The sequence below is a fragment of the Streptomyces sp. NBC_01591 genome (assembly GCF_035918155.1).
Taxonomy (GTDB): domain Bacteria; phylum Actinomycetota; class Actinomycetes; order Streptomycetales; family Streptomycetaceae; genus Streptomyces.
The window spans coordinates 7,738,558-7,759,119 of sequence record NZ_CP109327.1; the positions used below are offsets into that span (position 1 = coordinate 7,738,558).

At 70.8% G+C, this 20,562-nt stretch carries 18 protein-coding genes and 2 pseudogenes; 14 read left to right on the plus strand and 6 right to left on the minus strand.

The features are described 5' to 3' along the window. Window positions 1-23 precede the first annotated feature (23 nt). Window positions 24-2,438: a Tex family protein gene (locus OG978_RS35840; RefSeq protein WP_326769215.1), complete on the minus strand. Its 2,415-nt coding sequence runs from the start codon at window positions 2,436-2,438 to the stop codon at window positions 24-26. Window positions 2,439-2,588: 150 nt separating this feature from the next. Beyond that, complete coding sequence (locus OG978_RS35845) at window positions 2,589-3,452, minus strand: SCO6745 family protein (protein ID WP_326769216.1); 864 nt, start codon at window positions 3,450-3,452, stop codon at window positions 2,589-2,591. A gap of 133 nt (window positions 3,453-3,585) precedes the next feature. Between OG978_RS35845 and OG978_RS35850 the strand changes: the two are divergent. The 3 genes and pseudogenes from OG978_RS35850 to OG978_RS35860 all read left to right on the plus strand — a co-directional run. Further along, a pseudogene (locus tag OG978_RS35850) lies at window positions 3,586-3,840 on the plus strand (DJ-1/PfpI family protein); the annotation flags it as partial. A gap of 165 nt (window positions 3,841-4,005) precedes the next feature. Continuing rightward, a pseudogene (locus OG978_RS35855) lies at window positions 4,006-4,713 on the plus strand (GlxA family transcriptional regulator); the annotation flags it as partial. Window positions 4,714-4,761: 48 nt separating this feature from the next. Beyond that, on the plus strand, window positions 4,762-5,397 hold the full coding sequence (locus OG978_RS35860) for a DJ-1/PfpI family protein (RefSeq protein WP_326769217.1): 636 nt from the start codon (window positions 4,762-4,764) through the stop codon (window positions 5,395-5,397). Between the two features lie 24 nt (window positions 5,398-5,421). On the opposite strand, the gene OG978_RS35865 is transcribed toward OG978_RS35860, so the two are convergent. Beyond that, entirely contained in the window at window positions 5,422-6,180 is a 759-nt protein-coding gene (locus OG978_RS35865) for an enoyl-CoA hydratase/isomerase family protein (RefSeq protein WP_326769218.1), read from the minus strand. Between the two features lie 80 nt (window positions 6,181-6,260). Here OG978_RS35865 and OG978_RS35870 point away from each other — a divergent pair, with 80 nt between their 5' ends. Then, window positions 6,261-6,884 (plus strand): HdeD family acid-resistance protein, encoded by a 624-nt coding sequence (locus tag OG978_RS35870; RefSeq protein ID WP_326769219.1) that lies wholly within the window; start codon window positions 6,261-6,263, stop codon window positions 6,882-6,884. Window positions 6,885-7,019: 135 nt separating this feature from the next. Continuing rightward, entirely contained in the window at window positions 7,020-7,475 is a 456-nt protein-coding gene (locus OG978_RS35875) for an ATP-binding protein (protein ID WP_326769220.1), read from the plus strand. Between the two features lie 75 nt (window positions 7,476-7,550). Here OG978_RS35875 and idi read toward each other — a convergent pair whose 3' ends face one another. The 3 genes from idi to OG978_RS35890 all read right to left on the minus strand — a co-directional run bounded on the left by idi (window position 7,551) and on the right by OG978_RS35890 (window position 10,712). After that, the gene (idi, locus tag OG978_RS35880) at window positions 7,551-8,144 is read right to left on the minus strand and encodes an isopentenyl-diphosphate Delta-isomerase (protein ID WP_326769221.1); all 594 of its coding nucleotides are present in this window, start codon (window positions 8,142-8,144) and stop codon (window positions 7,551-7,553) included. A 147-nt stretch (window positions 8,145-8,291) separates the two neighbouring features. After that, window positions 8,292-9,560 carry a bifunctional class I SAM-dependent methyltransferase/N-acetyltransferase gene (locus tag OG978_RS35885; protein WP_326769222.1) on the minus strand — a complete coding sequence of 423 codons (1,269 nt, stop codon included), beginning with the start codon at window positions 9,558-9,560 and terminating at the stop codon, window positions 8,292-8,294. Between the two features lie 210 nt (window positions 9,561-9,770). Next, the gene (locus OG978_RS35890; RefSeq protein ID WP_326769223.1) at window positions 9,771-10,712 is read right to left on the minus strand and encodes a cation diffusion facilitator family transporter; all 942 of its coding nucleotides are present in this window, start codon (window positions 10,710-10,712) and stop codon (window positions 9,771-9,773) included. Between the two features lie 437 nt (window positions 10,713-11,149). Between OG978_RS35890 and OG978_RS35895 the strand changes: the two genes are divergently transcribed. The 9 genes from OG978_RS35895 (at window position 11,150) to hpnD (ending at window position 20,476) form a co-directional block, all read left to right on the plus strand. Further along, entirely contained in the window at window positions 11,150-12,919 is a 1,770-nt protein-coding gene (locus tag OG978_RS35895) for a DUF5941 domain-containing protein (protein ID WP_326770261.1), read from the plus strand. After that, on the plus strand, window positions 12,916-13,653 hold the full coding sequence (locus OG978_RS35900; RefSeq protein ID WP_326769224.1) for a phosphocholine cytidylyltransferase family protein: 738 nt from the start codon (window positions 12,916-12,918) through the stop codon (window positions 13,651-13,653). The genes OG978_RS35895 and OG978_RS35900 overlap by 4 nt, the downstream gene beginning before the upstream one ends. Beyond that, on the plus strand, window positions 13,641-14,702 hold the full coding sequence (locus tag OG978_RS35905; RefSeq protein ID WP_326769225.1) for an iron-containing alcohol dehydrogenase family protein: 1,062 nt from the start codon (window positions 13,641-13,643) through the stop codon (window positions 14,700-14,702). Before OG978_RS35900 ends, OG978_RS35905 begins: the two co-directional genes overlap by 13 nt. After that, a complete protein-coding gene (locus OG978_RS35910; RefSeq protein WP_326769226.1) occupies window positions 14,680-15,459 on the plus strand; it encodes a CDP-alcohol phosphatidyltransferase family protein in 780 nt (259 codons plus the stop codon). The genes OG978_RS35905 and OG978_RS35910 overlap by 23 nt, the downstream gene beginning before the upstream one ends. 8 nt (window positions 15,460-15,467) lie before the next feature. Next, complete coding sequence (locus tag OG978_RS35915) at window positions 15,468-16,340, plus strand: glycosyltransferase family 2 protein (protein WP_326770262.1); 873 nt, start codon at window positions 15,468-15,470, stop codon at window positions 16,338-16,340. Window positions 16,341-16,450: 110 nt separating this feature from the next. Next, on the plus strand, window positions 16,451-17,380 hold the full coding sequence (locus OG978_RS35920) for an ABC transporter permease (RefSeq protein WP_326769227.1): 930 nt from the start codon (window positions 16,451-16,453) through the stop codon (window positions 17,378-17,380). Further along, entirely contained in the window at window positions 17,373-18,158 is a 786-nt protein-coding gene (locus OG978_RS35925; protein ID WP_326769228.1) for an ABC transporter ATP-binding protein, read from the plus strand. Before OG978_RS35920 ends, OG978_RS35925 begins: the two co-directional genes overlap by 8 nt. 447 nt (window positions 18,159-18,605) lie before the next feature. Next, complete coding sequence (gene hpnC / locus OG978_RS35930) at window positions 18,606-19,526, plus strand: squalene synthase HpnC (protein ID WP_326769229.1); 921 nt, start codon at window positions 18,606-18,608, stop codon at window positions 19,524-19,526. Window positions 19,527-19,555: 29 nt separating this feature from the next. After that, the gene (hpnD, locus tag OG978_RS35935) at window positions 19,556-20,476 is read left to right on the plus strand and encodes a presqualene diphosphate synthase HpnD (protein ID WP_326769230.1); all 921 of its coding nucleotides are present in this window, start codon (window positions 19,556-19,558) and stop codon (window positions 20,474-20,476) included. Window positions 20,477-20,562 lie beyond the last annotated feature (86 nt).

Below are 20,562 nucleotides of genomic sequence, written 5' to 3' on the forward strand. Positions count from 1 at the left end.
CACCCCTCCCCGCCCCGGTACCGCTATCGCTTCCTGCCGCCCTGATTCGGGTCGGTCAGCCCGGCCCGCCGCAGGGCGTCCGCCATCGCGCTGTTCACCGGCGCCGGCGCCTGACGGGCGGAGCCGCCACCGCCGCCACCGCGCCGGTCACGGTCCTGGCCGCCCTGCCCCTGACGCTGCCGAGGTGGCCGGCCGCCCTGGCCGCCGCGCTCACCCCGTTCACCCCGCTCGCGCCGCTGGCCGCCCTGCGAGCCCGTACCGGCCGCCGCCTCGTCGTCCAGCCGCAGCGTCAGCGAGATCCGCTTCCGCGGCACGTCGACATCCATGACCTTGACCTTCACGATGTCGCCCGGCTTCACGACGTCCCTCGGGTCCTTCACGAACGTCCGCGACATCGCCGACACATGCACCAGGCCGTCCTGGTGCACACCGATGTCCACGAACGCGCCGAACGCCGCGACATTGGTGACGACACCCTCCAGCACCATTCCGGACGCCAGATCACCGATCTTCTCGACGCCCTCCTTGAAGGTGGCCGTCTTGAACGCGGGCCGCGGGTCGCGCCCCGGCTTCTCCAGCTCCTTCAGGATGTCGGTGACCGTCGGCAGACCGAACTTCTCGTCCACGAAGTCGTCGGCCCGCAGCGACCGCAGCGCACCCGTGTTGCCGATCAGCGAGGCGACATCGCTGCCGGTCCGCTTCACCATCGCCCGCACCACCGGATACGCCTCCGGGTGCACGCTCGACGCGTCCAGCGGATCGTCGCCCCGGATGCGCAGGAAGCCCGCACACTGCTCGTACGCCTTCGGACCCAGTCGCGCCACGTCCTTCAGCGCCCGGCGCGAGCGGAAGGGGCCGTTCGCGTCGCGGTGCGCGACGATGTTCTCGGCGAGCCCCGAGCCGATGCCCGACACCCGCGAAAGCAGCGGCGCGGAAGCGGTGTTGACGTCGACACCGACACCGTTCACGCAGTCCTCGACGACCGCGTCCAGCGAACGCGACAGCTTCACCTCGGACAGGTCGTGCTGGTACTGGCCGACACCGATCGACTTCGGATCGATCTTCACCAGCTCGGCGAGGGGGTCCTGCAGCCGCCGCGCGATGGAGACGGCGCCGCGCAACGACACGTCCATGTCGGGGAGTTCCTGCGAGGCGAAGGCCGACGCCGAATACACGGACGCGCCGGCCTCGGACACCATCACCTTGGTGAGCTTCAACTCCGGGTGCTTGTCGATGAGTTCACCGGCGAGCTTGTCGGTCTCCCGGGACGCCGTGCCGTTGCCGATCGCGACCAGGTCGACGTCGTGGGCCTTGGCCAGCCGCTCCAGCGTGGCCAGCGACTGGTCCCACCTGTTCGCCGGGACGTGCGGGTGGATGACATCCGTCGCGACTACCTTGCCGGTCGCGTCGACGACGGCGACCTTCACGCCCGTACGGAAGCCGGGGTCGAGCCCGAGCGTGGCCCGCGTCCCGGCAGGTGCGGCGAGCAGCAGATCGCGCAGGTTCGACGCGAAGACGCGTACCGCCTCGTCCTCCGCCGCGGTGCGCAGCCGCAGCCGCAGATCGATGCCCAGGTGCACCAGGATCCGGGTCCGCCAGGCCCAGCGCACGGTGTCGCCGAGCCACTTGTCGCCGGGGCGGCCGCGGTCGGCCACGCCGAAGCGCCGGGCGACCATGTTCTCGTACGTCGAGGGGCCGGGCGTCTCGGAGGGCTCCTCCGGCTCCATGACCAGGTCGAGGACCTCCTCCTTCTCGCCCCGGAGCATCGCGAGCACCCTGTGGGAGGGCAGTGCGGTGAACGGCTCGGCGAAGTCGAAGTAGTCGGCGAACTTCGCGCCCGCCTCCTCCTTGCCGTCCCGCACCTTGGCGGCCAGCCGCCCACGCGACCACATGCGCTCGCGCAGCTCACCGATCAGATCGGCGTCCTCGGAGAACCGCTCGGTGAGGATGGCACGGGCCCCCTCCAGCGCCGCCGCACCGTCCGCGACGCCCTTGTCGGCGTCGACGAAGGCGGCGGCAGCGGCGAGCGGCTCCACCGACGGGTCACCGAGCAGGCCGTCGGCGAGCGGTTCCAGCCCCGCCTCCCGGGCGATCTGCGCCTTCGTGCGCCGCTTCGGCTTGAACGGCAGATAGATGTCCTCAAGACGCGCCTTGGTGTCGGCGGCCCGGATTTGCGCCTCCAGCGCCTCGTCCAGCTTGCCCTGCTCGCGCACCGAGTCGAGGATCGCCGCCCGACGGTCCTCCAGCTCCCGCAGATACCGCAGCCGTTCCTCGAGCGTGCGCAGCTGCGCATCGTCGAGCATCTCGGTCGCTTCCTTGCGGTAGCGCGCGATGAACGGCACGGTCGACCCGCCGTCGAGCAGCTCGACGGCCGCCTTCACCTGCCGTTCGCGTACGCCGAGCTCCTCGGCGATCCTGCCTTCGATGGACGTCGTCACGGTTCTACCGACTCGCCTTCTCGTACTGGCTCTACTGGCTGTGCTTGCCGGGGCAGGGCCCCTACGCCTGCATTGTGCCGGGTGGCCGGGCGCCGTGTCGCCCGGCCACCCCCGTTGTCGGCCGGACGGCGGCTCAGAGCCTGTCGGCTCTCAGCCCTTGCCGATCAGATCCGCCGGGAACGCGCCCGCCGACGCCGCCGTGAACAGGAACCCGCGCGCCAGCTCGGTCAGTCGCTCCACACCCTCCGCGCCCAGGTGCTCGTACGGGGCCGCGTCCATCCGGTCCGTGGCCTCCTCCAGCTCCGTCCGGAGCGCGACGCCCGCCTCCGTCAACTCGCCCTCGGCGTCCAGGAGTCCGCGCCCGCGCAGCCGCTCGCAGGCCTCGTCCCAGTCGCCCCGGCGCCAGCCCCGGGTGGCGAGCACCCAGCGCGGGGACATCCCCTTGCCGGTCGCCGTGTGGCTGACCAGGGCCTCCAGCGGGTCGAGTCCGGCGGTCAGGAGAGCGGCGAGGTGGCTGTCGCCGCGGTGTTCGCGCAGCAGCGTGCCGGCGTGCCAGTACGCCAGATGCGGCTCTTCGGGCACCGGGAGATCGGCATGGGCGGCGTAGAGCGGCCGGGCGTGTCGGGTGCACGCCTCGGCCGCGCGCAGCGCCAGCCCGGCCGCCTCGGCCAGCTCCGGGGAGGCGATGATCTCCTCGCCCAGCAGTCGCCGCAGGGTGGTGTCGGCGGCGCGCAGCCGGGCGTCCAGGACCGCCTGCGGCGAGGCGACGGACCACACGGCGGGCAGGTGCCGGGCGACGAGGTCGTGGCTGAAGTTGTAGAACGTCGCGGTGACCGTGCCCGGACCGACGGCACCCATCGCCGCCGAACGCGCGGCGAAGTAGGCGGCGTTCGAGTCGTCGATGCCGAGTTCCCCGAGCTCCTTGCCGAGGTCGGGGGAGAAGTAGACCGTCGAGTGCAGCGGGTTGATGGCGTTGTGACAGCGGCGTCCGGCGCGAGGCGGCAGAGTACTCATGAGGGCACATTACCGACCGGTCGGTACGCCCGGTAACCCCGGGCGGCACCGAAATTGCGGCGGCCACGGCATGGCAGAAAAGGTGGGTTCTTCGTCATTGCGGCCATATCCCGGGCCGACCAGGATGGCGGTCATGACGCAGCGATCCGTACTCGTCGTCCTCTACGACGGCGTCCAGAGCCTCGATGTCACCGGACCGGTGGAGGTCTTCGCCGGGGCCTCCCGTTTCCCCGGGGCCGGATATGAACTGCGCACCGCCTCGCTCGACGGCGCCCCGGTCCGCACCTGCAGCGGCCTCGTCCTCGTCCCGGACAGCAGCCTCGCCGACGCCGAACCGCCCCATACCCTCCTCGTCCCCGGCGGCGAGGGCACCCGCGCCCCCGACCCGGCACTGGGGCCTGTCCGGCGGATCATGGCCGGGGTCGCGGCGTCTGGCACGGCACCTCGCGGCGTTGCCGAAACGTCCGAATAGCTCCGCTATTAAGACGCTCCGGCGCCTTGCGATGCACCGCACCAGACGCCGCGCCCTGTCCGACCCTGATCCGCCGGACAGGCCCTAGTCGACTGGCTGCGGGAACACGCCCCGCACGCCGAACGGCTCGTCTCCGTCTGCACGGGCGCACTGCTGCTCGCCGGGGCCGGACTGCTGGACGGGCACCGGGTGACCACGCACTGGACGGTCTGCGACCACCTCGCCCGCAACCACCCGGCCGTCGAGGTCGACCCGGACCCGATCTTCGTACGTGACGGCAGGCTGGCCACCTCCGCCGGAGTCACCGCCGGTATCGATCTGGCCCTCGCGCTCGTCGAGGAGGACCACGGCAGGGACATCGCGCTCACCGTCGCCCGGCACCTCGTGGTCTTTCTGCGCAGGCCCGGCAACCAGGCCCAGTTCAGCGCCCAGCTCGCCGCCCAGACCGCCCGGCGCGAACCGCTGCGCGAGGTCCAGCACTGGATCACCGAGAACCCCGGCGAAGACCTCTGCGTCGAGGCGCTCGCCGCCCGTGTCCGCCTCTCGCCGCGTCATTTCGCGCGCGCCTTCCACGCCGAGACGGGCCTCACACCGGGCCGTTACGTCGACCGCGTACGCCTCGAACAGGCCCGCAGGCTGCTGGAGGACACCACCGACGGTGTCACCGGCATCTCACGCGCCTGCGGATACGGCACCCCGGAGGCCATGCGCCGCGCGTTCATCAAGGCACTGGGCACCGCCCCCGCCGAATACCGCCGACGCTTCCGCACCCATCCCGCCACCGATTGACGCTTGACGACTCGACCGTTCGACCGCTCGACCACGAAAGGGAACCCCATGCAGATCGCCATCGTCCTCTTCGACCGCTTCACCGCACTCGACGCGGTGGGCCCGCACGAAATGCTCGCCCGCACCCCCGGCGCCGAGACCGTGTTCGTCGCCGAACGGACCGGCCCCGTGCGCAACGACACCGACAGCCTCACGCTCGTCGCCGACAAGACCTTCGCCGATGTGCCGGCGCCGGACGTGGTGGTCGTGCCCGGCGGCCCCGGCCAGCGCGACCAGATGGAGAACGAGGCGCTGCTCGGCTGGCTGCGCACCGCCGACGCCACCAGCACCTGGACCACCTCCGTCTGCACCGGCTCGCTGCTGCTCGCCGCGGCCGGACTGCTGACGGGCCGGCGGGCCACGTCGCACTGGCTCCTGCTGGACGTCCTGGCGGAGCTCGGCGCCGAGCCGACCGGCGAGCGCGTCGTCATCGACGGCAAGTACGTCACCGCGGCGGGCGTCTCCTCCGGCATCGACATGGGGCTCACCCTGGCGGGCCGGATCGCGGGCGACGAGCACGCCCTGGCCGTACAGCTGCTGACCGAGTACGACCCGCAGCCGCCGTACGACGCGGGCTCGCCGGAGAAGGCCCCGGCGGCCATGGTGGAGAAGTTCCGTGCCCAGCGCCACTACCTCCTCCAGTAGGGCGCGGGCCGTGAGGTCCTGGTCTCAGGCCCCGGTCGTCCAGGTGAACCGCGGCGCGCGCCGCTCCAGAAAGGCGGCGACACCCTCGGCGGTGTCGCCGCTGCGGCGTGCCTGCTCCGCCCAGTACGCGTCCCGGTCCGCGCGCCCGGCGGCGAACTCCTTCGCCGCCGCCTGCGTCAGCTGCGAGCGGGAGGCCAGGGTCCGCACGTACGCGTCGACCCGCTTCTCCAGCTCGCCGGCCGGCAGCACCTCGTCGACCAGACCGGTACGCAGCGCCCGCGCGGTGTCGATCAGCTCGCCGGAGAACAGCAGATGCTTCGCCGTGGCCGGGCCGGTCAGCGCCACCAGCCGCCGGGTCGACGACGCGGCGTACACGATGCCGAGCTTGGCCGGCGTGACACCGAAGGACGCGCCCTCCTCTGTGAACCGCAGATCGCAGGCGGCCGCCAGTTGGCTGCCACCGCCCACGCAGTAACCCCGGATCACCGCGAGCGTCGGCCTGGGAAACGCGGCCAGCGCCTCCTCGGCCGCCACGGCGAGTGCCTGCGGATCGTCCGCCGGGTCCCGGAGCGAGGAGATGTCCGCTCCGGCACAGAAGGTGTCCCCGGCGCCCGTCAGCACCAGCACCCGGACCGCGGGGTCGGCCGCCAGCCGCTTCAGCAGACCGGGCAGCGCGCTCCACATCGCGGCCGTCATCGCATTGCGTTTGGCGGGGTTGCTGATCACGACGGTGGCGACGCCGTCCGCGACGGCGTGCTCCAGCCCGGGTTCCGTACGGTCCATGTGCCGGATGCTATCCGTACGGTTCGAACCTATGATCAAGAAGGGGTCGCCGACCAGGCACGCACCATGAGGAGCTTCCCGTGGCCGATCCCGCAACCGAGAGCAGGAGGCTGAGCCGCAGTTTCGGCTGGCTCGCCCTGCTCGGCACGCTTCTCGTCGTGGCCGGCCTCGTCGGTCTCGTCTACACCGGCGTCGCGACGCTGACCTCGATGCTCCTGTTCGGCTGGCTGCTGCTGATCGGCGGCATCGTCGGGCTGCTGCACGCCATCGATTCCCGCGGCACCGACTATTTCTGGCTGGGCGTCGTGGTGGCCGCGCTGAACATCGCCGCCGGAATCGTCGTCATCCGCCACCCGCAGGGCACTGCCGAAGCGCTGACGATGTTCGCCGCACTGCTCTTCCTGACCGGCGGGGTGTTCCGCCTCGTGGGCAGTGTCGTGGTGCGGGGCCCGCAGTTCGGCTGGACGCTGCTGCAAGGAGCCTTCGGCCTGCTGCTGGGACTTCTGGTGCTCTTCGACTGGCCGCACAGCAGCCTCTACGTACTGGGGCTCTTCTTCTCGCTGGCTCTGCTCTTCGACGGGCTCGGTCTGATCGCGATGGGGGTGGGCGGCCGCCGCATCGTCTCGATGGTCTCGGAACAGAGGGTGACCGAAGAGCTGCCCGACTCACCCCGGGGAGACGATCAGAAGCGGTCCAAAGATTGAGTCTTTGGTGTCCCGTCCGGTCAAAATCCGTCGATAGAGGCTGAATTCTGTTCAGTGGCACGGCCTGGGCCGACTACGCCCCGCACTCTGTACTCGACGTGCTGTCACCACCGAGTGGAGAGCGGGTACCGGACTATGGAGAGCCGCGGGAGTGTCCCCGCCCGGCCCGTGTCGTACGAGGGAGTCTGGCGGTTCACCGCCCCGGCCGTGGACGTCTCCGTACCGCAGGCCCGGCACGCGGTACGCGATCTGCTGAAACGCCAGGGCGTGCCGATCGACGACGACGTCGCCGAGGGTCTGCTGCTCATCGTCTCCGAGCTGGTCACCAACGCGGTGAAGCATGCCGCGCTGCTCTCGCCGGAGCTCGCGGTCGAGGTGGCCGTCGGCGAGGAATGGATCAGGGTGTCCGTCGAGGACAACCATCCCTACCGTCCGACGGCCCTGGAGACGGACTACGCGCAGACCGGCGGGCGCGGTCTGCTGCTGGTCCGGGAGATCACCCGGGAAGCCGGCGGGGCCTGCGATGTGGAGCACACCGCAGGCGGCGGAAAGATCATCTGGGCGGCGCTGCCGCTGAGTCCGCGGCTCTGACCGCCCGCAGGGCCTGTCCGGCGGATCAGGGCCGGACAGCCCCTACCCGCCGGCGCACCCGGGACCGTCCGTCCGTCACCAGCCCGCGGACGGTCCGGTCAGCTCCCTGATCGCCGGGCGCGCGGCGTCCAGCACCGTCATGAACCAGGCCGAGAACGGCGATCGGGCGTGCCGCTCGGCGAGCTCGTCGGCCGTCACGAACGCGGTCTCGCCGACCTCCTCCGGGTCCGGGTCCAGCCGGTCCTGTGCCATTCCCACGAAGAGATGGTTGAACTCTTGCTCCACCAGACCGGAGGCCGGGTCGGGGTGGTTGTAGCGGACCGTGCCCGCCTCGGCCAGCAGGGAGGGCGAGATCCCCAGCTCCTCGTGGGTCCGCCGGGCGGCGGCGGCGAAGGGCGCCTCACCGGGGTAGGGGTGACCGCAGCAGGTGTTCGACCAGACACCGGGGGAGTGGTACTTGCCGAGCGCACGACGCTGGAGCAGCAGCCTGCCCTGCTCGTCGAAGAGGAAGACCGAGAAGGCGCGGTGCAGTTGACCGGGCGGCTGATGGGCGGCGAGCTTCTCCGCCGTACCGATGGTGGTGCCGTCCTCGTCGACCAGTTCGAGCATGATCACTTCTGCTGTGCCGTTCGACGAGCTGTGCGCCGCGGTGGCTGGTGTGGTCGGCATACCCATCCTTCGCTATGGTCCCGGCCCGGTGCGCCGGTCCCGTCGAGTCTGCTCAAGTCTGCCGTACAAAAGCCGCTTGTCCGCACCTCGGGGGGTGGTATGTCCGGTCCCGCCGCACCACGGGGCGCGGCGGGACCGGACGGCACGTCAGACGCCGAAGGCAGCCGGGTAGTGGATCGTGCCCTGCGGCACCGGCGCGGAGTCGTCGAGCACCAGGGCCATCATGGCCTCGTCCGGGACGCCGAAGCCCGGCCGGATCCCGTAACGCGACGCCGGTACGAAACCGAACCTCGGGTAGTACTCGGGATGACCGAGCACCAGGACGAGTGACTCGCCGCGCAGCCTGGCCGCGTCGAGCACCGCCCGCACCACGGCATGCCCCGCACCCCGGCGCTGGTGCTCCGGGACCGTGGCCACCGGGGCCAGCGCGAGAGCCGGCGCGTCCCCGACCCGGCACCGGGTCAGCAGGGCGTACGCCGCGATGTCCCCGTCCGGGCCGTCCGTCGCGACCTGGCCGAGGCCGGGCAGCCAGGCCGACGGATCGGCGCGCAGCGCGTCGACGAGAGCGGCCTCGTCCGGCGTCGGGAACGCGGCGGCGTTGACCGTGTGCACGGCCGCCGCGTCCGCCGCCGTCTCCGGCCGGGTCGTCCAGCGGGGGTCGACGGGGCGCAGCACATAGCCGGCGTAGCCGTACTCCGTGCCGTGGTCGCGCCGCATGGCCAGCTCCTCGCGGGTCGCCGCGAGCGCCCACTCCATACCGGGAGTCGATGCGTCGGCGGCCTCGACGTGCTCGGCGAGCGGGACGTAGTACTCGTCCCAGTCGCTGTCGGGCTGCACCAGCGCCCCGAGGACGTGGTAGCCGGCCGCCACGGCCGCCGCGGTGTTGCCCGCCACGGGGCGCATCGACGTCTCCTGCTCCCAGAAGGCGCGCGCCTCGGCCGTCGGCGCGTCCGTCGTCCAGACGCACTCGCTGACGACCAGGGAGCCGCCCGGGGCGAGCAGCCGCTTCCAGCCACGCAGTGCGGTGTCGAAACCGATGATGTACGCCGACCCCTCGGCCCAGACGAGGTCGAACGACCCGTCGGGGAAGTCGGGGCCGGACAGCTCGGAGATGTCGGCCCGGACCGTACGGACGCGGTCGCCGAGCCCGCGGGCGTCGGCCGCCTCGCGCAGTTCGTCGAGGAACGGCTGGTGGAGGTCGACGGCGGTCACCTCGGCACCCGCCTCCGCGGCGAGGAGCAGCGCGGCGCGGCCGGGCCCGCAGCCCAGATCCAGGACGCGCGGACGGCGCGGCGACGGGCCGGTGAGCTCCAGCAGCCGTCGGGTGGTGGCATCGGAGCCGGGGCTCTGCCGGGGCAGGCCGTGATGCAGGGAGAAGAACGCCTCGGTACGGACGGCGCGGTCGTTGTCGGTCAACGTGGGAACCCTTGTGTACGAGGGCTCCGGCCAACGTGTCGACCCGGTGAGAGTCGGGGTGCTAGCCGAGAACCCGGGAGATGAGGAAGGACCGGATGCTGCGCCGGGCGGGCGCCGTCGCGACGGTCATCAACCTCAGCTCCTCTCTCGCACATGGGGAGGCCGAACGCCTCTGCGAATACCCTACACGGCCCCTCCGGACGGGGATCTTCAGTGGCAGAGCCTGGCCTCGTGCTCGGCATGGCCGCTCGGCTCCAGCTGGAAGGTGCAGTGCTCCACGTCGAAGTGGACGCCGAGGCAGCCCTGCAGCTCATGGAGGAGCTTCTCGTGCCCGATCGAGTCGAGCATGTCCTGGCGCACCACCACATGGGCCGAGAGCACCGGCATCCCCGAGGTGATCGTCCAGGCGTGCAGGTCGTGGACGTCCAGCACCCCGGGCAGGGCGGTGATGTGGGCCCGTACCTCGCCCATGTCGACCCCCTTGGGCGCCGACTCCAGCAGCACATTGAGCGTCTCCCTGAGCAGCTTCACGGTACGGGGGACGATCATCAGGCCGATCACCAGCGAGGCGATCGGGTCGGCGGCCTGCCAGCCGGTGGCCAGGATGATCCCCGCCGAGATCAGCACCGCGAACGAACCGAGCGTGTCCGCGAGCACCTCCAGATAGGCGCCGCGGACATTGAGGCTGTCCTTCTGTCCGCGCATCAGCAGCGACAGCGACACCATGTTGGCGACCATGCCGACCAGGGCGAAGGCGATCGTCAGCCCGCCCCTGGTCTCGGCCGGGGTGATGAAGCGCTCGACGGCCTCGAAGAGCAGGAAGCCGCCCACGCCGAGCAGCAGCAGACAGTTGGCCAGCGCGGCGAGGATCTCGGCGCGGGCGTAGCCGAAGGTGCGGTTCAGTCCGGCCGGCCGGTTGGCGAAGTGGATCGCCAGCAGCGCCATGCCCAGGCCGAGGGCGTCGGTCGCCATGTGGGCCGCGTCGGCGATCAGCGCCAGCGAGTCGGCGAGCACACCGCCGACGATCTCCACGACCATCACGGTGAGTGTGATGCAGAGCGCGATCCGCAACCGTCCCTTGTACGCGGCGGCTGCCGTGCCGGTGGGCGGCGGCCCGCCGTGTGTGTGCCCGTGGTCGTGCCCTGCCCCCATGGGGAACGCCTCCCGTTCGTCTCGCGGTCCCGGACGCGATCGCCCGGGCACTGCCAGTGAACTACGGGTGGGGGGTATCCGGCAACACGGTACTGAACACCGTTGTCATATGCTCTGACCTGCGGAAATGCTTGCAGTTCAGGGCGTCGGCGCGATGAGGCGGAACGGGACCGCGCCCTCGCGTTTTGTCAGTCGAGGCGGCGATCGACGATGATGATCGCGGGCGGCGTCGCATGATGCCGCTCCACCCCGAACAGAGCGCAAACGGTCAGTGAACTCGCGCTTCCGTTCATCCGATAGCCTCTGCCGACGTGCCGCCGGCCCGCATCCGGGCCGCACTGTCGCGCGCCGACCCCGTCAGCACCAAGGAGTGAGTTCGTCTGTCGACCGCCATCCTCACCGGTGCACCGGTACCCGGCTCGTCGCTCGCGGACGATCTGCGGTCACTGGGCTTCGACGTACAGGTCGCCGCCGATGTGACCGAGGCCGCACGGCTGCTCTCGGCCGTCCCCGCCGATCGCCGCGTCGCACTGGTCGACCCCCGTTTCGTCGGCCATGTCCATGCCCTCAGGCTCGGACTGACCGACCCGCGCTTCCCCGCCGCCACCGTGCCCGGCGCGCTCACCGCGCAACCGGAGGCGCGCCCCGCGCTCGTCCGGGCCCTGGACACCACGGCCGAGGCCGTCGGCGCGGGCATACCCACGGGCACGTCCGCCGCACCGGTCACCGACCGCACCGTGCCGGGCCGCCTCGCCGTCACCATGGACGCCGGGGGCACCGCCGTGCAGCGCCCCGAGCTGGGCTCGCTGGTCGCCGCCGTGCCGGTCGACGAGCCCGCGCGCGCCGCGGCGGAGAGTGCCCTCGCCGCCGTCGACGACGAGTCGGTACGGCTGCGCAGCGCCGTGAAGGCCCACGACGGCTTCTTCACCACGTTCTTCATCAGCCCGTACTCCCGCTACATCGCCCGCTGGTGCGCCCGCCGCGGCCTCACGCCGAACCAGGTCACCACCGCGTCCCTGCTGACCGCGCTGATCGCGGCCGGCAGCGCGGCGACCGGCACCCGCGGCGGCTACATCGCGGCCGGGCTGCTGCTGCTGTTCTCCTTCGTCCTGGACTGCACCGACGGGCAGCTCGCCCGCTACTCGCTGCAGTACTCGACGATGGGAGCCTGGCTGGACGCGACCTTCGACCGGGCCAAGGAGTACGCGTACTACGCGGGCCTCGCGCTCGGCGCCGCCCGCGGCGGTGACGACGTATGGGCGCTCGCCCTCGGCGCGATGGTGCTCCAGGCCTGCCGGCACGTCATCGACTTCTCGTTCAACGAGGCCAACCACGACGCGGTGGCCAATTCGAGCCCCACGGCAGCACTCTCCGACCGGCTCGACAGCGTCGGCTGGACCGTCTGGGTGCGCCGGATGATCGTGCTGCCGATCGGTGAGCGCTGGGCGATGATCGCGGTGCTGACCGCGGTGACCACACCCCGCATCGTCTTCTACGCCTTGCTCATCGGCTGCGCCTTCGCCGCCTGCTACACCACCGCGGGACGGCTGCTGCGCTCACTGACCCGCAAGGCCGAGCGCACCGACCGCGCCGCCCGGGCCCTCGCCGACCTGGCCGACTCCGGACCCCTCGCCCAGTTCGTCGCGGCACGGGGCCCCCGCATCCGAGGCGCCTTCAGCGCCCCGGTGATCGCGCTCGTCGGCGCCGGGGCGCTGATCGCCGCCGCGCTGCAGCAGCCCTTCGGCAGCAAGCAGATGATCTTCGCCGCGGTCTTCTACGCGATCTGCTCCGGCGTGGCGGTGGCCCGCCCCCTCAAGGGCGCCCTCGACTGGCTCGTGCCCCCGGTGTTCAGGGCCGCGGAGTACTGCACCGTCCTCGCTCTTGCCGCCCGCAGCGATGTCCCGGGAGCCCTTCCCGCGGCCTTCGGGCTGGTCTCGGCCGTCGCCTACCATCACTACGACACGGTGTACCGCATTCGCGGCGGCACCGGCGCGCCGCCCCAGTGGCTGGTGCGCACGATCGGTGGGCACGAGGGCCGCACCCTGGTGGTGGCCGTACTCGCCGCCGTATTCACGCAGCATTCGGCTTTCACCGTGGCACTCACCGCTCTCGCGGCGGCGGTGGCACTGGTGGTGCTCGTGGAGTCCATCCGCTTCTGGGTGTCCTCCGGAGCACCCGCCGTTCACGACGAAGGAGAACCCGCATGATCGGCCTCGTACTGGCAGCCGGTGCAGGACGGCGTCTGCGCCCCTACACCGACACGCTTCCGAAGGCGCTCGTGCCTGTCGACGGCGAGAAGACGGTGCTGGACCTCACGCTGGCCAACTTCGCGGAGATCGGCCTCACCGAGGTCGCCGTCGTCGTCGGCTACCGCAAGGAAGCCGTGTACGACCGCAAGGCCGAGCTCGAGGCCAAGTACGGCGTGACCCTCACCCTGATCGACAACGACAAGGCCGAGGAGTGGAACAACGCCTACTCCCTGTGGTGCGCCCGCGAGGTACTCAAGCGCGGCGTCATCCTGGCCAACGGCGACACCGTCCACCCGGTCTCCGTCGAGAAGACCCTGCTCGCCGCCCGCGGCGACGGGCAGAGGATCATCCTCGCCCTCGACACGGTGAAGCACCTCGCCGACGAGGAGATGAAGGTCATCACCGAGGACGGCAAGGGTGTGCGGCGCATCACCAAGCTGATGGACCCGGCCACCGCGACCGGTGAGTACATCGGCGTCACCCTCATCGAGCCCGAGGCCGCCGAGGAGCTCGCCGACGCCCTGAAGGCGACCTTCGAGCGCGACCCCGACCTCTACTACGAGGACGGCTACCAGGAGCTCGTGAACCGCGGCTTCACCGTCGACGTGGCCCCCATAGGCGAAGTGACGTGGGTGGAGATCGACAACCACGACGACCTCGCGAAGGGCCGTGAGATCGCGTGCCAGTACTGACCCGGCTCATTCCGTCCCCGGTCGTCGTCGACATCCGTCGCGGCGCCCTGGACGATCTGGCCGGCCTCCTCGCCGACCAGCGGATCTCCGCCTCCGGCAAGCTCGCCGTCGCGATCAGCGACGGCTCGGGGCGCGCGCTGCGCGAGCGGCTGACCCCCGCGCTGCCCGGCGCCCACTGGTACCCCGTGGCTGACGGCACCCTCGACTCGGCGGTCAAGCTGGCCGACGAGATCAAGGGCAACCGGTACGACGCCGTGGTCGGCCTCGGCGGCGGCAAGATCGTCGACGTGGCGAAGTACGCGGCGGCGCGGGTCGGGCTGCCCATGGTCGCGGTGGCGACGAACCTCGCCCACGACGGCCTCTGCTCACCGGTCGCGACGCTCGACAACGACAACGGCCGGGGCTCCTACGGAGTCCCCACCCCGATCGCCGTGGTCATCGACCTCGACATCGTCCGCCAGGCACCGGCCCGCTTCGTGCGCTCCGGCATCGGCGACGCGGTCTCCAACATCTCCTGCGTGGCCGACTGGGAGCTCGCGCACGAGGTCAAGGGCGAGGAGATCGACGGACTCGCCGCGGCCATGGCCCGGCAGGCGGGCGAGGCGGTGCTGCGCCACCCCGGCGGGATCGGCGACGACGCCTTCCTCAAGGTGCTGGCCGAGGGCCTCGTACTGACCGGTATCTCGATGTCCGTCGCCGGGGACTCCCGGCCGGCCTCGGGCGCCTGCCACGAGATCAACCACGCCTTCGACCTGCTGTACCCCAAGCGCGCGGCCAGCCACGGCGAGCAGGTCGGCCTCGGCGCCTGCTTCGCCATGCACCTGCGCGGCGCCCGCGAGGAGTCGCTGCTCATGGCGGTCACCCTGCGCCGCCACGGCCTGCCGGTCGTGCCCGAAGAGATCGGTTTCACCGCCGACGAGTTCGTCCAGGCCGTCGACTACGCCCCGCAGACCCGCCCGGGGCGCTTCACCATCCTGGAACACCTCAACCTGTCCACCGACCAGATCAGGGACGCGTACGCCGACTATGCAAAAGCCATCCATAGCTGAACTCCGTCCGGTCGTGCACCCCCCGGGTGTGAAGGACCGGCGCAGTGGTGAGCACTGGGCGGGTCGGCTCTACATGCGCGAGATCTCGCTGCGCATCGACCGGCACCTGGTGAACACCACGGTCACCCCCAACCAGCTGACCTACGTGATGACGGTCGCGGGCGTGCTCTCCGCGCCGGCCCTGCTCGTTCCGGGCATCCCCGGCGCGCTGCTCGGGGTGCTCATGGTCCAGCTGTACCTGCTGCTCGACTGCGTCGACGGCGAGGTGGCCCGCTGGAAGAAGCAGTTCTCGCTGGGCGGGGTCTACCTGGACCGGGTCGGCGCCTACCTCTGCGACGCGGCCGTGCTGGTCGGCTTCGGCCTGCGCGCCGCCGACCTGTGGGGCACCGGACGGATCGACTGGCTCTGGGCCTTTCTGGGCACGCTCGCGGCCCTCGGCGCCATCCTGATCAAGGCCGAGACCGACCTCGTCGGGGTCGCGCGCCACCAGGGCGGGCTGCCGCCGGTGAAGGAGGCCGCGTCGGAGCCGCGCTCGTCCGGGATGGCGCTCGCCCGCCGGGCCGCGGGCGCGCTCAAGTTCCACCGGCTGATCCTCGGGGTCGAGGCCTCCCTGGTCATCCTGGTGGCGGCCGTCCTCGACGCGGTCCGTGACGACCTGTTCTTCAGCCGTCTCATGGTCGCGGTGCTGGCCGGCATCGCGCTGCTGCAGACGCTCCTGCACCTCGTGTCGATCCTGGCGTCGAGCAGGCTGAAGTGAGCACGCCCATGAAACTCGGCGCGGTCATCATCACGATGGGCAACCGCCCCGAAGAGCTCCGTGCTCTCCTCGATTCGGTCGCCGGACAGGACGGCGACCGGATCGAGGCGGTGGTCGTCGGCAACGGTGCCCCCGTGCCGGACGTCCCCGCAGGCGTGCGGACGGTCGAGCTGCCCGAGAACCTGGGCATTCCCGGCGGCCGTAACGTCGGGATCGAGGCCTTCGGCCCGTCCGGCGCCGACGTGGACGCCCTGCTCTTCCTCGACGACGACGGACTGCTGCCGCTCAAGGACACCGCCGAGCTGTGCCGGCAGGCCTTCGAGGCCGATCCCGGGCTGGGCATCATCAGCTTCCGCATCGCCGACCCGGACACCGGTGTCACGCAGCGCCGCCACGTGCCGCGGCTGCGGGCCTCCGACCCGATGCGCTCCTCCCGCGTGACGACCTTCCTCGGCGGCGCCAACGCCGTACGCACCAAGGTCATCGCCGAGGTCGGGCCGCTGCCCGGCCAGTTCTTCTACGCGCATGAGGAGACCGATCTCGCCTGGCGGGCACTGGACGCCGGCTGGATGATCGACTATCGCGCGGACATGGTCCTCAACCACCCGACGACCGCCCCCTCGCGGCACGCGGTGTACCACCGCATGGTGGCCCGCAACCGGGTCTGGCTGGCCCGTCGCAATCTGCCCGCGCCGCTGGTCCCCGTCTACCTCGGGGTGTGGCTGCTGCTGACCTTGCTCCGCAAGCCCTCGGGCCCGGCGCTGAAGGCGTGGTTCGGCGGCTTCCGGGAAGGCTGGTCCACGCCGTGCGGAACCCGCCGTCCGATGAAGTGGCGCACGGTATGGCGGCTGACCAGACTCGGCCGACCTCCCGTGATCTGAGAGGCTCTCCTCTGAGAGCATGGGACGTACGTTTTCTTCTCCACGGGACCTGTCCGCTCCGAGCCGCGCCCGCGACTGGCTGCGCATCTTGAATACGAGAGTTTCATCTGGTGAGTGACACAACCCATGATGGTGCGGTCGCATTGAGCACCCCACCATCCGCCGACGACGGCCTGAGCTCGGCCGAGATGGCCGCCAAGTACGGCCTGACGGTGAGCGGCGCCCGGCCAGGGCTCTTCGAGTACATCCGGCAGCTCTGGGGCCGACGCCACTTCATCATGGCGTTCTCCAGGGCGAAGCTGACCGCCCAGTACAGCCAGGCGAAGCTCGGCCAGCTGTGGCAGGTGGCCACACCGCTGCTCAACGCCCTGGTCTACTACTTGATCTTCGGACTGATCCTGGGGACCAGGAAGGGAATGCCCCAGGAGGTCTTCATCCCGTTCCTGGTGACCGGCGTCTTCGTCTTCACCTTCACCCAGAGTTCGGTGATGGCGGGTGTACGGGCCATTTCCGGGAATCTGGGACTGGTCCGGGCACTGCACTTCCCACGTGCCTCGCTGCCCGTCTCGTTCTCGCTCCAGCAGCTCCAGCAGCTGCTGTTCTCGATGATCGTGCTCGCGGCCGTGGCCGTCGCCTTCGGCAGCTACCCGAGCCTCTCGTGGCTGCTGATCATTCCGGCGCTGGCCATGCAGTTCGTCTTCAACACCGGCCTGGCGCTGATCATGGCCAGGCTCGGCAGCAAGACCCCCGACCTCGCCCAGCTGATGCCGTTCGTCATGCGGACCTGGATGTACGCGTCGGGCGTCATGTTCTCCATCCCGGTGATGCTCAAGGACAAGCCGGACTGGATCGCCAACGTGCTGCAGTACAACCCGGCAGCCATCTACATGGACCTGGTCCGCTTCGCGCTGATCGACGGGTACGGCGCGGGGAACCTGCCGGCGCACGTCTGGATCGTGGCGCTCGCCTGGGCGGTCCTCGTCGGCATCCTGGGCTTCGTGTACTTCTGGAAGGCAGAGGAACGGTACGGCCGTGGCTGACGACAAGACTCCGGGGCGCGTCCCCACCGTCATCGCCGACGATGTGCACATCGTGTACCGCGTCAACGGCGCCGACGGCGGCAAGGGCAGCGCCACCGCGGCGCTGAGCCGGATCATGCGCCGCGGCAAGGGCGAATCGCGCGGCGTGCGCAAGGTGCACGCCGTCCGCGGTGTCTCCTTCACCGCCTACCGCGGCGAGGCCATCGGTCTCATCGGCACCAACGGCTCCGGCAAGTCGACGCTGCTGCGGGCCATCGCCGGTCTGCTGCCGACCGAGCACGGCAAGGTCTACACCGACGGGCAGCCCTCGCTGCTCGGGGTGAACGCGGCGCTGATGAGCGACCTGACGGGTGAGCGCAACGTGGTGCTCGGCGGCCTCGCGATGGGCATGTCGCGCGAGGAGATCCGCGAGCGCTACCAGGGGATCGTCGACTTCTCCGGCATCAACGAGAAGGGCGACTTCATCACCCTGCCGATGCGTACGTACTCCTCCGGCATGGCCGCGCGCCTGCGCTTCTCCATCGCCGCCGCGAAGAACCACGACGTCCTCATGATCGATGAGGCGCTGGCGACCGGTGACCGCAAGTTCCAGATCCGCTCCGAGAAGCGCATCAGGGAGCTCCGCAAGGAGGCCGGCACCGTCTTCCTGGTCAGCCACAGCAACAAGTCCATCCGCGACACCTGCGACCGGGTGCTGTGGCTGGAAAAGGGCGAGCTGCTGATGGACGGCCCGACGGACGAGGTGCTCAAGGCGTACGAGCGCGAGACCGGAAAGTAACGGTTCGCCCGGTCCCACGACACCGTGGCGGCCCCCGCCGGAGGGTTCCGACGGGGGCCGCCACGGTGTCCGGATCGTGGACCGCGGTCGGCGCTCTCCACGCCCGGCGGTATGCCCCGCGCAGGATCTCGTCCTGTCGGATGACGTCAATTCCCTTGCGTACGGGGAAGGTTGTCGGCACGGGAAGCGTTCCTGCAGCGCGCCCAACACCCCGCCGTATGGATGAGCGTTGTACAACGTAAGCTGGACCGGTGCTGATTCGAGCCAAGTGCGGCGATAGCGCCTGGCTGAATGGCCCGTAGGCAGCGCTCCGCACTCGGCAGAGCGGGCGGCGTGTCCGGAATGGGATGTTTTGGGTCAGCAGTGTAGAACGGGAGATGTGACGGCAATGACGGAAAATCTCCAGCTCCGAGGTGCTCACGCCGTCCCAGCGCCGGGCGGTCCGTGGTGACCCGTACCCGGCAGACGCACCCCGATGACGTCGTGCCCAGCACCCTCGACAAGGCCGCGGACGAGAACTTCCCCGTAGCCCCCTTCTTCCTGCCCCGCGCCTGGCGCGACGACCTGATGGCCGTCTACGGCTACGCCCGCCTCGTCGACGACATCGGCGACGGCGATCTCGCCCCCGGCGGCGCCGACGCCCGTCACCTCGGCCTCGATCCCGCGCAGGCCGACGACCGGCTGGCCATGCTCGATGCCTTCGAGGCCGATCTGCACCGGGTCTTCGACACCTCGGGCGACGGCCCCCGCCACCCCCTGCTGCGTGCCCTGCGCCCCACCGTGCGGCGCTGCGCGCTCACCCCGGAACCCTTCCTCGGCCTCATCGAGGCGAACCGGCAGGACCAGAAGGTCCGCCGCTACGGGACGTACGAGGAGCTCCTGGCCTACTGCGAGCTCTCCGCCAACCCCGTCGGGCGGCTGGTCCTGCAGATCACCGGAACCGCCAGCCCCGAACGCATCCGCCGCTCCGACGCCGTCTGCACCGCCCTGCAGATCGTCGAGCACCTCCAGGACGTCACCGAGGACCTCGGCCGCGACCGGATCTATCTGCCCGCCGACGACATGGCACGGTTCCATGTCGGGGAGGCCGATCTGGCCGCCCCCTCGGGGGGCGCATCGGTGCGTGCACTGGTCGCGTACGAAGCGGAACGCGCTCGGGAACTGCTGAATGAAGGCACCCCTCTGGTGGGTAGCGTCCACGGCAGGCTCAAGCTGCTTCTCGCCGGATTCGTGGGAGGGGGGCGCGCCGCCCTCACCGCGATCGCGGCCGCCGGGTTCGACGTACTGCCCGGACCGCCCAAGCCCACCAAGCCCAGCCTGCTGCGCGAAGTGGGAGTTGTCTTGCGAAGAGCGCGTAGAGAGGGGTGAGCCGGACCGTGGAGGGACAGACGACGTACATGTCGGCACCGGTACAGGCCGCATACAGTTACTGCGAGGCGGTCACCGGACAGCAGGCGCGTAACTTCGCGTACGGCATCAGGCTGCTGCCGTACGCGAAGCGACAGGCCATGTCGGCGCTGTACGCCTTCTCCCGTCGTGTCGACGACATCGGTGACGGCGAGCTGGACGCGGACACCAAGCGGGCCCGCCTGGAGAGCACCCGCAGCGTCCTGGACCGGATCCGGGACGGAGCGGTCGACGAGGACGACACCGACCCGGTGGCCGTCGCGCTCGCCGACGCCGCGCGCAGATTCCCGCTCCCGCTCGGCGGGCTCGACGAGCTCATCGACGGCGTGCTGATGGATGTGCGCGGCGCGACGTACGAGACCTGGGACGACCTCAAGGTCTACTGCCGCTGTGTCGCGGGTGCCATCGGCCGCCTCAGCCTGGGCGTCTTCGGTACGGAGCCCGGCGCGCCGGGGGCCGACCGGGCCGCGGAGTACGCCGACACGCTCGGCCTCGCGCTCCAGCTGACCAACATCCTGCGCGACGTCCGCGAGGACGCGGGCAACGGGCGTACGTATCTGCCCGCCGACGACCTCGCCAAGTTCGGCTGCTCGGCCGGCTTCCACCGGGCCACACCACCGCCCGGCGCCGACTTCGTGGGCCTCGTCCACTTCGAGGTACGGCGCGCCCGCACGCTGTTCGCCGAGGGATACCGGCTGCTGCCCATGCTGGACCGGCGCAGCGGCGCGTGTGTCGCGGCCATGGCGGGCATCTACCGGCGGCTGCTCGACCGGATCGAGAGGGACCCCGAGGCGGTGCTCCGCGGCCGGGTCTCGCTGCCGGGCCACGAGAAGGCGTACGTCGCGGTGCGCGGTCTGTCGGGTCTCGACGCCCGGTACATCTCCCGGCGCACGACCAGGGGGCGTGCCTGATGCGTCGTGCGCACATCTCGCGCACCATGTGCAGCACGGAGATCCGATCCGCCCGGCGGTCAACCCTCCGCTGTGCTGGTGCGTCC